Annotated in this window: 9 protein-coding genes; 6 read left to right on the top strand and 3 right to left on the bottom strand. The window is 66.2% G+C overall.

The window, feature by feature from the left end; translation table 11 throughout:
• The first annotated feature begins 4 nt into the window (after positions 1-4).
• Positions 5-1,198 carry a PepSY-associated TM helix domain-containing protein gene (locus AC1D00_RS09425; RefSeq protein ID WP_477010484.1) on the top strand — a complete coding sequence of 398 codons (1,194 nt, stop codon included), beginning with the start codon at positions 5-7 and terminating at the stop codon, positions 1,196-1,198.
• Between the two features lie 52 nt (positions 1,199-1,250).
• On the opposite strand, the gene AC1D00_RS09420 is transcribed toward AC1D00_RS09425, so the two are convergent.
• Positions 1,251-2,000, bottom strand: a complete 750-nt coding sequence (locus tag AC1D00_RS09420; protein WP_477010483.1) for a hypothetical protein — start codon at positions 1,998-2,000, stop codon at positions 1,251-1,253.
• A 105-nt stretch (positions 2,001-2,105) separates the two neighbouring features.
• Here AC1D00_RS09420 and AC1D00_RS09415 point away from each other — a divergent pair, with 105 nt between their 5' ends.
• The 5 genes from AC1D00_RS09415 to AC1D00_RS09395 all read left to right on the top strand — a co-directional run bounded on the left by AC1D00_RS09415 (position 2,106) and on the right by AC1D00_RS09395 (position 9,242).
• Positions 2,106-3,338 (top strand): rhodanese-like domain-containing protein, encoded by a 1,233-nt coding sequence (locus AC1D00_RS09415; RefSeq protein WP_477010482.1) that lies wholly within the window; start codon positions 2,106-2,108, stop codon positions 3,336-3,338.
• A 311-nt stretch (positions 3,339-3,649) separates the two neighbouring features.
• The gene (gene serA, locus AC1D00_RS09410) at positions 3,650-4,894 is read left to right on the top strand and encodes a phosphoglycerate dehydrogenase (protein WP_135178762.1); all 1,245 of its coding nucleotides are present in this window, start codon (positions 3,650-3,652) and stop codon (positions 4,892-4,894) included.
• 109 nt (positions 4,895-5,003) lie between these two features.
• Positions 5,004-6,023 carry a patatin-like phospholipase family protein gene (locus AC1D00_RS09405; protein WP_477010481.1) on the top strand — a complete coding sequence of 340 codons (1,020 nt, stop codon included), beginning with the start codon at positions 5,004-5,006 and terminating at the stop codon, positions 6,021-6,023.
• A gap of 3 nt (positions 6,024-6,026) precedes the next feature.
• A complete protein-coding gene (locus AC1D00_RS09400) occupies positions 6,027-7,481 on the top strand; it encodes a GntP family permease (protein ID WP_477010480.1) in 1,455 nt (484 codons plus the stop codon).
• A 99-nt stretch (positions 7,482-7,580) separates the two neighbouring features.
• Positions 7,581-9,242 carry a tannase/feruloyl esterase family alpha/beta hydrolase gene (locus AC1D00_RS09395; protein WP_477010479.1) on the top strand — a complete coding sequence of 554 codons (1,662 nt, stop codon included), beginning with the start codon at positions 7,581-7,583 and terminating at the stop codon, positions 9,240-9,242.
• A gap of 44 nt (positions 9,243-9,286) precedes the next feature.
• Here the strand turns inward: AC1D00_RS09395 and AC1D00_RS09390 are convergent, their stop codons facing one another.
• A complete protein-coding gene (locus tag AC1D00_RS09390) occupies positions 9,287-10,900 on the bottom strand; it encodes an MDR family MFS transporter (RefSeq protein ID WP_477010478.1) in 1,614 nt (537 codons plus the stop codon).
• A partial coding sequence (locus AC1D00_RS09385; protein WP_477010477.1) for an HlyD family secretion protein occupies positions 10,848-11,903 on the bottom strand: 1,056 nt, incomplete at its 5' end. The genes AC1D00_RS09390 and AC1D00_RS09385, both read right to left, overlap by 53 nt.

Raw genomic sequence — 11,903 nt, 5'->3', positions numbered from 1 at the left:
ATCGATGCGTGAGCGGGGGCGCGCGATCAAGGCCGTTCTGCACGAGGTCCATTCCATCGCGKGCCTCGGGCTCGCGCTGCTGCTGACCCTGATCGCGCTCACCGGCGCGATCATGAGTTTTGAGGATGAGATCGTCGACCATCTGAACGCCGGGATCATGCGGGTCGAGCCGCGGACCGCGCCGGCGCTGATGCCGGACGAACTGATCGCGCGGCTGAGGGCGGCGCAGGATTTCGGCAAGGTCTCGGCCGTCACACTATCGAGCGATCCGGCCGCGGCCGTGCGTGTCCGCTTCGGCCGCGACGAGCAGGGCGGGCGGCCGGCTTCGCTCTATGTCGACCCCTACGACGCGCGCGTGCTGGGCTCGCCGCGGGGCGAGGAATTTTTCGCGACCGTGCGCAGGCTGCATCGCTGGCTGCTCGTCCCCGGCGATGCCAAGGGCTGGGGGCGCCAGGTCACCGGTGTCGCCGCGCTCGGGCTGATCGTCATGCTGGTCTCGGGCCTCGTGCTGCGCTGGCCACGCGGTGCCGGCAGCGTGAAGGTGTGGCTGAAGCCGAATCTCGGGCTCAGCGGCCGCGGGCTGCACCGGTCGCTGCATGCCGTCATCGGCACTTGGGTCCTGCCCGTCTATCTGGTGATGACGCTCACCGGTCTCTGGTACTCGTTCGACTGGTACAAGGACGGCATCGTCTGGCTGCTGTCGCGCCCGCATGTCGCAGCCGCGAAGATGCAGCCCAAGATGTCCGCAAAGGCGCCGCGCGTGGCGGCCGCTTCCGAGCCGGCCGTGCCGATCGGATTCGACCGTGCCTGGGCGACGTTCCGGCGCGAGGAGGGTGACCGCTTCGCCAGGGCCTTGCTGACGCTGCCGGCCGGCCCCGGCACGGCGATCCGGATCCGGTCGTGGGGGAAGGACTCCACGCTCGATACCGCGCGCGACGAATTCCGCGTCGATGCCGTCACCGGTCAACTGGTCTCGGCGGAGCGTTACGCCGACAAGACGTTCGGCGAGAAGATCATCGCCAACGTGCTCGACATCCATCGCGGCGCGGTCCTCGGCTGGCCCGGCAAGCTCGCGTTCATGATTGCCGCAGCCCTGATGCCGCTGTTCTCGGTCACCGGCATCCTGCTCTACCTGTCGCGCCGCAAGCTGCGGCGCCCCGTGCAACCGCCGCTCGGGCGCCTCGTTCCGGGCGAGTGATCCGACAAGCCGCTGGTCAAATCCGCCTGGATCGAGTCACGATATCGACACGTCACTWCGGCTGCATGTGCCGTTCACCAATGATGACGTCGTTGTTGACGGCGTAGACAAAGCAGCCGCCATCCCTGCCATTTCGCGTGGGATCGCTGTTGCATTTTGCCAGTGCGGAGGCCTGGGCATCTTTCAAGCTCGCATCGCCCGCCGAGATGAACAGCTTCCCCCAGGGGTGGATGGCCATCGCTTTCGGCTCCATGGCCTTATCGTAATTCTGCACGTCGGGGCGCTGTCGCGTCACCCGCCGGATGATCGGAATCTGGGACAGGTCATACTTGCCCGCATAATGCAGACGCGGCATGTCCCGCGCTGTCAGCTCACCTTCCGCGACGATCTCCTCGTTCACCGCCAGCAGGGCGCACGGCTTGCCATAGCGCAACTGGCACGCTTCCAGTGAGCGCTCGCCGGTGGCCGACGCGTCCTCGTGTTCACAGGACCGGAAATAGCTCGCGCTGATGAGCTCCACGGCCTGCCCCTTGTTGGGCTTGCAGGCGACGTAGTCCTTGATCAGCGTGTCGCGGACAAAGCCGAACACGGTCGGCGTCGTCGCAGCTACGATCGACGCCATCGCCCGCTCGAATTGGGACTTGCGCTCCGCATTGGTCAGCGCGGCCATGGCCGCACCCGGAAGCACCAGAAACACCACCAGGAATTTTATGGTTCGCATGCTGCCCCTCCCCCCACGCACGAATCGGAACTTTACCCGCCCCGCGCGGGCGGACAACATGCTTCTTTTCAGCAGCTCCACGGGATTGCACGCCGCAGAGCGGGAGGGCATACCCCCGTCGGGCTGGTCAAGCGGTCCGCAATCGGCCAAAAGCGCCCTGTTCAAACTTCGAAGGCTGCATGTCCGATGACGATCCCGACCGTCACCCCCGCCGATATCCTCCGCGCGCTGCTGCTGCGCGAGGAGATCGCGCTGCTCGATCTCAGATACGAGGCCGCGTTCGCCACCGGCCATCCCTTGTTCGCTGCCAACATGGCCGCGAACCGGATTGCGGTCGAAGCCGAGGTGAGGCTGCCGCGCAAAGACGTGCCGGTCGTGCTCTATGATGACGGTGAGGGACTGGTCGCGGCCGGAGCTGAACGCTTGGCTGCGCTCGGCTACAGCAATGTCCGCGCGCTCGATGGCGGGCTGAAGGCCTGGCGCGATGCGGGCTATCAGGTGTTCGAGGACGTCAACTCCTATTCGAAAGCGTTCGGCGAGCTGGTCGAGGCGCGCCGGCACACGCCGTCGTTCAGCGCTGACGAAGTGGCAAAACTGATTGCGGACAAGGCCAACATCGCCATCCTCGACGTCCGCCGCTTCGACGAATATGCGACCATGAACATTCCGGGCTCGGTCAGCGTGCCCGGCGCGGAGCTGGTGCTGCGGGCAGGCCAAGCCGCGCCCGATCCCGACACCACCATCATCGTCAATTGCGCCGGGCGGACGCGCTCGATCATCGGCACCCAGTCGCTGATCAATGCCGGCGTGCCCAACAAGGTCCGCGCGCTGCGCAACGGCACCATCGGCTGGACGCTGGCACGGCATGCGCTCAACCACGGCGCCGATCGGCGCGGGGCGATCGGACCGTTCGAAGGCGGTCCAGCCAATGCCCGCGACGTCGCCTATCGCGCCGGCGTCCGCCACATCGGCGCGAGCGAGATGGCTGCGCTGCTCGCGCAGACCGATCGCACGCTCTACCGCTTCGACGTGCGCGATGCGGAGGACTATGCGGCTGGCCACCTTCCKGGCTTTCGCCACTATTCCGGCGGTCAGCTCGTCCAGGAGACCGACATGGCCGCACCGGTGCGCGGCGCGCGCATTCTGTTGACCGACGACAGGGGCGTGCGCGCCGACATGACGGCGTCCTGGCTCGCGCAGATGGGCTGGGAGGTGTACGTGCTCGAGGGCGGTTATGACGGCGCGCTGGAGGTCGGTCCGCCGCTCGTGCTGCCGAAGCCGGATCCGGCGCACCGCTACCGCCGTCCCTATGAGGGGACCGATGTCGCGGAAGGTGCTATGCAGGCCTACCTCGATTGGGAATACGGTCTCGTCGAACAGCTGCGGCTTGACGGGACGCACGGGTTTTATGTGATTTGAGACCGTCGCGATGCTGGGAAAATCTTTCCGTCGTCCTGGACAAGCGAGCGCTTGGCAACGCGTAGCGTTGTCCAACAGCGAGCGCTGATCCAGGACCCATTACCCCAGGATTGGGTTTGGCGAAGGCTCGCGGTTAAGCTCTCGCGCCACAACTGCTGGCGAAAGCCAGGACCGGTTACGCGGAGGGCGGGAGGGCCCTGACAGCCCCTTCAATGTCGTGCTGCCATCTTGTTCCCGTATCCAAACCCTATTGTGCTGCGCCTCGTCCGCGGTTTATGAGCTGCGGCAAAGCCGCCATTCATGGAGATCCTATGCCAGCCCCAGGCCAAAGCCCTGAGCGGAGCGCGAAGGCGCTGCTGCTCGAAGGCGTCAATGACAGTGCCGTGGACCTGTTCCGGAGCGCGGGCTTCACCAATGTCGAGCGTCTGACCAAGGCGCTGGACGGCGAGGCGCTGCGCCAGGCGCTCAAGGGCGTGTCGTTGCTCGGCATCCGCTCGCGCACCCAGATTACCGACGACGTGCTGGCGGCCGCCGATCAGCTCCTTGCGGTCGGCTGCTTCAGCGTCGGCACCAACCAGGTCGATCTGCTGGCGGCGCGCAAGCGCGGTATTCCCGTCTTCAACGCGCCATTCTCCAACACGCGCAGCGTCGCCGAGCTCGTGATCGGCGAGATCGTGATGCTGCTGCGGCAGATCTTTCCACGCTCGGTCTCGGCCCATGACGGCGGCTGGGACAAGTCCGCGACCGGCAGCCGCGAGGTGCGCGGCCGCACCCTCGGTATCATCGGCTACGGCAATATCGGCTCGCAGCTCTCGACCTTGGCCGAGGCAATGGGCATGCGCGTGATCTATTACGACCGCACCGACAAGCTCCGCCACGGCAACACCGAGCCGGTCGAGAAGCTCGAAGAGCTGCTGGCGCAGAGCGACATCGTCAGTCTGCACGTGCCGGAGACGCCGGAGACCGCCGGCATGATCGGCGAGAAGGAACTGCGGGCGATGAAGCCGGGCTCGTTCCTGATCAACAACAGCCGCGGCACCGTGGTCGATCTCGATGCGCTGGCTCGCGCCTTACGCGACGGTCACATCGCCGGGGCCGCCATCGACGTGTTTCCGGTCGAGCCGTCCTCGAACTCCGATCGTTTCAAGAGCCCGGTGCAGGGCCTCGACAACGTCATCCTCACCCCGCATATCGGCGGCTCGACCGAAGAGGCGCAGGAGCGCATCGGCGGCGAGGTCGCCCGCAAGCTGGTCGACTATTTCATCACCGGCTCGACCATGGGCGCGGTGAACTTCCCGGAGGTGCAGCTGCATCTGCGTCCCTCCGGCGCGCGCTTCAGCCATGTCCATCGCAACGTACCGGGCATGCTGCGGCGGCTGAACGAGGTCTTCCTCCAGCGCGACATCAACATCGCCGCGCAATATCTGGAGACCGCCGGCGACCTCGGCTACGTCGTGCTCGACGCCGATCTCGCCGGTCAGGATTCGGCCACGCTGCTCCAGCAGATCCGCGCCCTCGACGGCACGGTCGGCGCAAGGCTGGTATTCGAGCACTAAATCGCCCACGTTCTGGTTGCATTCTACGGCCATGGCTCTCTAAACTGCCGCCATCTTCGGCGCGTTACAAATCGCGTCGAATTTGAGCTTCAGTTGCGTCGGTGCCGCCATGGAACGGGACGTCGTACTGATTGACCTCGCGCTGCAGGGTGGCGGTTCGCACGGCGCCTTCTCCTGGGGCGTGCTCGACCGTCTTCTGGAAGAGAGATGGCTCACGATCGCCGCGATCTCCGGAACCTCCGCAGGCGCGATGAATGCGGCGGTCCTGGCGGACGGCTGGACGGCCGGCGGCGCCGAGGGCGCACGTGATGCGCTCGAACAATACTGGCGCCGCGTCTCCAGGGCCGCGGCCTTCAGTCCGCTCCAACGCTCGCCGCTCGACCGGCTGATGGGACGCTGGACCCTCGATACGTCGCCCTTCTACATCCTCACCGATCTGATGTCGCGCGTGTTGTCGCCCTACGACCTCAATCCAACCGGCTACAACCCGCTGCGCGCAGTGCTGGCCKAGAGCATCGATTTCGAACGCCTCGTGCGCTCGCCGATCCAGCTGTTCATCACCGCGACGCGGGTGCGCACCGGACGCGGCCGTATCTTCCGCAACGCGGAGATCACGGCGGATGTGCTGCTGGCATCCGCCTGCCTGCCGACCATGTTCCGTGCCATCGAGATCGACGGCGAGCCCTATTGGGACGGCGGCTTCGCCGGCAACCCGACAATCACGCCGCTGGTTCGCGAGAGCGATGCGCACGACACCATCCTCGTCCAGATCAATCCCACCGAGCGGCCGGAGGAACCGCGGACAGCGGCTGAAATCCTCAATAGGCTGAACGAAATCTCGTTCAACTCGCCGCTGATGAAGGAACTGCGCATGATCGCGCTGCTGCGCCAGGCGGCCGACCCCGGCAGCGGCGAGGGCGCGCGCTGGGCGAAGATGCGGACGCACCGGATCAAGAGCGACATGCTGACGAAGTTCGGCGCGTCCTCGAAACTCAACGCGGAATGGGAATTCGTCTCGATGCTGCGCGCCGAGGGCCGCATGGCCGCGGACGCGTTTCTCGCCGAGCATGGTGCCGACATCGGCCGGCAATCGACCGCTGATCTCGACGTCCTCCTGACGGAGTGCTGAGACATGGGGCTCCTCGGCCTTCTCGTCGGGCTCGGCCTGCTTGTCCTGTTTGCCTTTCGCGGCTGGAGCGTGCTTCTGCTCGCGCCGTTCGCGGCACTCGTTGCTGCCCTGTTCGGCGGCGAACCGTTGCTTGCGAACCTGACCCAGGTGTTCATGGTGAATGCGGCGGGATTTCTGGCGCAGTTCTTCCCGATCTTTCTGCTTGGCGCGGTCTTCGGCAAGTTGATGGATGACAGCGGCGCGGTGACGTCGGTCGCCGGCTTCATGGCGGAGCGCCTTGGCGAGCGGCGCGTGATCCTGGCGGTCGTTCTCGCCGGCGCGCTGGTCACCTATGGCGGCGTCAGCCTGTTCGTCGCGTTCTTCGTCATCGTTCCGATGGCCCGTTCGCTGTTTCGCGCGGCTTCGATTCCGCGTCGTTTGATCCCGGCCGCGATCGTGCTGGGAACGTCGACCTTCACGATGTCGGCCCTGCCGGGCACGCCGTCGATCCAGAATGCGATCCCGATGCCGTTCTTCGGGACGACGCCGTTCGCCGCACCGGGCCTCGGCATCATTGCCTCCCTCATCATGCTCGTGACAGGGTTGTGGTGGCTGCATCGCGCCGAGGCAGCAGCCCGCCGCGCCGGAGAAGGCTATGGCGACGATGCCGACGGCTCGATCGAGCAGGCCGCCGCCGACGAACTCGTGCGCGAGCGCGCAACGACCGCGCGCGAGTTTGATCCGGCTGAACTGCAACACGGTCATCGCAGCGACCGGCCTTCGCCCGTGCTGAACGCCATCGCGCCGCTGGTCGTCGTCGTCACCGTGAATCTGGTGATGTCGCTCGTGGTGCTGCCGCGGCTCGATGTCAGCTATCTCGCCGAGCAGCGTTTTGGCGAAACGTCGCTCGCGGCCGTCGCCGGCGTGTGGTCGGTCGCCGTGGCGCTGGCGGCGGCCATCGTCACGACCATCGCGCTGAACCGGGCCCGCCTGCCGGCGCTTCGCCGGACCATGGACGCGGGGGCCAATGCGTCGGTGCTGCCGGCGTTCAGCGTCGCCAGCCTCGTCGGATTCGGCGCAGTCGTCGCCTCGCTGCCGGCGTTCACGATCGTGCGCGACTGGGTGCTGGCGATCGAGGGCGGACCGCTCGTCTCGCTTGCGGTCGCGACCAACGTCCTGGCGGCGCTGACCGGTTCGGCCTCCGGCGGCCTGACCATCGCCCTCGATGCGCTCGGCCCGACTTATGTCGAACTCGCCGCACGCACCGGAATCAACCTCTCGCTGATGCATCGAGTCGCGGTGATCGGCTCGGGGACGCTTGACATCCTGCCGCACAACGGCGCGGTGGTCAGCCTGCTCGCGATCTGCGGCCTGACGCACCGTGACAGCTATTTCGACATCGTGATGGTCGGCATCGCGACGTCGCTGCTGGCGCTGGTCGCCGTAATCGCGCTGGGCAGCGCGTTAGGATCGTTTTGATCACAATGCGAACGTGAGCGATTGACGGGACGTTGAAGGTTGCATTCAATGCGGCCAACGGACCAAAATCCAACAAACAGCGAACGCCGGGTGGGAACGATGACGCAAAAGAGAGCGAAGCTCTGTGCATGGCTCGTGGGCGCGGTGGCCGCAATGAGCGCCAGCAGCGCGGCGGCGGTGACGCTGGCGGAGGATGCCGACACGATCTGCAAGGGTCTCGTCGGCGGCGCTGATGCCGTGAAGATCGATTCCGCGACGTTGCAGGCGCCATCGCAACTCGCCGTTGCCGAGCGCGGCCCGACGCCGTCGGGGCGGATCACGCCCGCCAACCCCGGTTTCTGCAAGGTGCTCGGCCACATCGATCCCGTCGATCCCAAGGCGCCGCCGATCAAATTCCAGGTCAACCTTCCCGTCCAATGGAACGGGCGGTCGGTGCAATATGGCGGCGGCGGCTTCAACGGCGTGCTGATCACCGGTCTTGCGCTGCCGCCGGCTTATCCGTTCGACAAGCCGTCGCCGCTCGCGCGCGGCTTCGTCACCTACGGCACCGATTCCGGCCACGAATCCAAGCCGGGCGAGCCGCCGCAATTGTTCGCGCTCAATGACGAAGCGTTCGAGAACTTCGCCCATCGCGCCTACAAGAAGGTTCGCGACGTTGCCGTCGCGCTGATGCAGCGCGCCTACGGCAAGAAGCCGGAGAAGATGTACTTCATGGGCTCGTCCGAGGGCGGTCGCGAGGGCCTCACCATGGCGCAGCGTTATCCCGACGATTTCGACGGCATTTTCGCCCGCGTGCCCGTCATCAACTGGGTCGGCCTGCAGCATGCCGGCACGCGTTCGGGCCTCGTGACCATGGGTGACGGCTGGATCAACCCGGCGCAGGTGAAGCTGGTCGGCGAGGCCGTGCGGGCGGCTTGCGACAAGGCCGACGGCTCCGACGATGCGCTGGTGCAGGATCCCGTCACCTGCAAGGCGGCGTTCAAGGTCGAGGCGCTGCGCTGCGCCAGCGGGAAGACGGGCGATCAGTGTCTCACCGAGGCGCAGATCAAGGCGGTCAACACGCTGCATGCGACCTACAAATTCCCGTTCGTGCTCGCCAACGGTCTCGACGACTATCCGGGCTGGGGCGTCTCGGGCGAAGACACGCCCGCGATCGGTCCGACCGGCGGCTGGACCGCGTGGTGGCTCGGCACCGCGCCGCCCGCACAGCCGCCCGCGCCCAACAACGGCATCGCCTGGATCTACGGCGCTGGCGGCACTCAATATGTGTTCGCGCGCGATCCCAAGCTCGACGTCACCACCTACAAGGTGGAGGAGCACAAGGCGCGGATACTCGAGGTCTCGAACCTCATGGACTCGACCAATCCCGACCTCAGTCGCTTTCGCGAGCGCAAGGGCAAGCTGATCATCCTTGAGCACTTGGCCGACTATGCCCAAAGCCCCTATGCCGGCATCCGCTATTTCGAGAATGTCGAGCGCTTGATGGGTACGGCGACGACGGCGCTGTTCGCGCGGCTCTACACCGCGCCCGGCGTCGATCATGTCGGCTCGGGGGCGCCCGCCAATGTCGACATGCTTAGCGTGCTGGTCGACTGGGTCGAAAAGGACCAGGCGCCGGGCGACCTCGAAGTGACCGAGCAGAAGGCCGAAGCGCCCGCGTTCCCAGTCGTCCGCGCGCTGCCGCTGTGCCGCTGGCCGGCCTGGCCGCACTACAACGCGGGGTCGGTGACGGAGGCGTCGAGCTATTTCTGCGCGCAGTGAGATCTGGCCTTCGCCTCTCCCCGCAAGCGGGAGAGGGAGATCACTCAATGCGCCGGTCCTCCCGCGGCCTTCACGCGCCGTGTCAGCAGCACAGCGATTGCGGCGAGCACCAGCACGACACCGATCACCGCAAAGGTGTCGGAATAGCCCATCACCAGCGCCTGGCGCTTCACCGTCTTGCCGAGCGCGATGATGGCTTGCTCGCGCGCGGCGTGGGGGTCGGGCACGCCGTGCGCGATGAAGTAGTCCGTCATCTGCGCGATGCGGGTGCGGACCTCCTCGCGGCCGAGCGTGACCGACTGGCCGATGATGTTGGAGTGGAACTGCTCGCGCTTGGTGATGATGGTCGCCAGCGTCGCCGTGCCGATYGCGCCGCCGAGATTGCGGAACATGTTGCTGATGCCGGAGGCTGCGGCTGCGTCCTGCGGCGCGATGCCGCCCGTCAGCACCGAGGTCAGCGGCGTCAGCACCATGGCCTGTCCGACCGCGCGCACGATGTTCGGAATCCAGAGCTGGTCGCCGGCATAGTCCGGCGACATCGCCGTGTTCATGAAGCAGCTATAGGCGAAGATCAGAAGGCCGGTGATGGCGATATAGCGCGTATCAAAACGCTGCATCAGCTTCGGGATCAGCGGGATCAGCACGAGCTGCGGCAGGCCGGTCCAGGCCAGCACATTGCCGATCTGCTCGGCATTGTAGCCCTGCGCCTGGCCGAGATAGGCCGGCAGGATGTAGACCGAGCCGAACAGCGCGAAGCCGACCATGGTCATCGCGAGCGTGCCGAAGCCGAAATTGCGCTGAGCGAGGAGGCGCAGCCGGATCAGCGGCTTCTCGATCGTGAGCTCGATCGTGACGAACAGCGTGAGGCTGACGGCCGCGATCATCGCGAGCTTGACGATGAAGGGCGAGGAGAACCAGTCGTCCTTGTTGCCTTCCTCCAGCACCGCTTGCAGCGCCGACAGCCCGATCGCCATGGTGACGATGCCGGCCCAGTCGCCTTCCTTCAGGAGGCCGAGCTGCATCTTCTGCTTCTCCAGCGTCAGATAGAGCGCCGCCACCATCACCGCGGTCGGGACCACGTTGACGAAGAAGATGGTGCGCCAGCCATAGGTCTCGGTGAGGTAGCCGCCGATGGTCGGACCGATCGCCGGGGCAAAGGTGACGGATAGCGCAAAGATCGCGAGCCCCACCGGCTGCTGCGGCTTCGGCAGCTTGGTCAGAACCAGCGTGAATGCCATCGGGATCAGCACGCCGCCGGCAAAGCCTTGCRGGCCGCGCATCGCGATCATCGACGGCAGGTCATTGGTGAAGGCGCAGGCGACCGAGAACGCGGCGAACAGCGACGCGCTCGCGAGCATGTAGCGGCGGAACGAGAACACACGGCTCAAATAGTCGGTCAGCGGGATCACGATGATCTCGCCGATCAGATACGACGTCGAGATCCAGGAGCCGTTGTCCGCGCCGGTGCCGATCCCGCCCTCGATGTTGAGCAGCGAGGCGTTGGTGATCTGGATGTTCAGGATCGCCATGAACGAGCCGATCATGGCGGCGAGCACGGCGATCCAGGTCGCGGCGCTCGCGCGGTTGGGATCGGCGGCGGCGCGATCAGGCGTCGCGGCCGGTGCTGCTTGCGTCGTAATTGAAAGGCTGTTTGACATGGCACGACCCTCCGGAGACGAGCTTCGCTTTGGGCGCGGCGGCCGCATTCGCGGTCGGCGCGGTCGAACGTGTTGCAATGGTCGGGATCACGGACATGCCGGGCCGCAGCGCAATCGCGGGGCCATGCGCGGTGTCCAGCGCGATCTTGACCGGGATGCGCTGCACCACCTTGGTGAAATTGCCGGTGGCGTTGTCGGGCGGCAGCAGCGCGAATTCCTGGCCGCTGGCGRGTGCGATGGAATCGACGCGGCCGTGCACGATCTGGCCCGGGAACATGTCGACCTCGATGTCGACCGCCTGTCCCGCCTGCACGTGCGTGAGCTGCGTCTCCTTGAAATTGGCGACGACATAGGCGCCATCAGTCGGCACGATCGACATCAGCTGCGTGCCGGCCTGCACGAACTGGCCGACGCGCAAGGAGCGGTTGCCGATGACGCCGTCGATCGGCGAGACGATCGTGGTGTAGCCGAGATTGAGCTCGGCTTGCTGCTGGATCGCGGCTGCGCGCGCGGCGGCGGCCCTGGCTTGCACGATCTCGGCCTTGAGCAGATCGACCTGCTTCTGTGCGGAGATGAGGTTGGCGTTGTCGCGAGCGATCGCGGCGTCCGCGCCGGCGTCGCGCGCCTGCGCCTGCTGCGCATTCTGCACGCTGCCATAACCGGTTGCGGCAAGGTTGGTGTAGCGCGTGTTCTCCTGGCTTGCGAACGTCTTCGCGGCGGTGTCGACATCGATGGTCGCCTTGGCCGCTGCGATCACCGCCTGCTGAACCTCGAGCTGCGCTTCCTTGCTCGTCACCGTGGCACTTGCGGCGGCGACATCGGCCCTGGCCTGCTCGAGCGCGACGCGGAAATCGCGGTCGTCGATCCGGGCCAGCACCTGGCCGGCCTTCACATGCTCGTTATCGGCGACCAGAACGCGGTTGAGATAGCCGCTGACCTTCGGCGCGATGGTGGTGTTGTCGGCCTTCACATAGGCGTCATCGGTGGAGACGAGGTACTGGCC

The organism is Bradyrhizobium sp. P2_E8 (assembly GCF_056403875.1).
This window is presented reverse-complemented; position numbering and strand designations above follow the sequence as displayed.

Excerpts from the sequence above, each read along its gene's own strand:
- AC1D00_RS09400 (WP_477010480.1), top strand. The coding sequence starts at position 6,027 with ATGGGGCTCCTCGGCCTTCTCGTCGGGCTCGGCCTGCTTGTCCTGTTT.
- serA (WP_135178762.1), top strand. The coding sequence starts at position 3,650 with ATGCCAGCCCCAGGCCAAAGCCCTGAGCGGAGCGCGAAGGCGCTGCTG.
- AC1D00_RS09395 (WP_477010479.1), top strand. The coding sequence starts at position 7,581 with ATGACGCAAAAGAGAGCGAAGCTCTGTGCATGGCTCGTGGGCGCGGTG.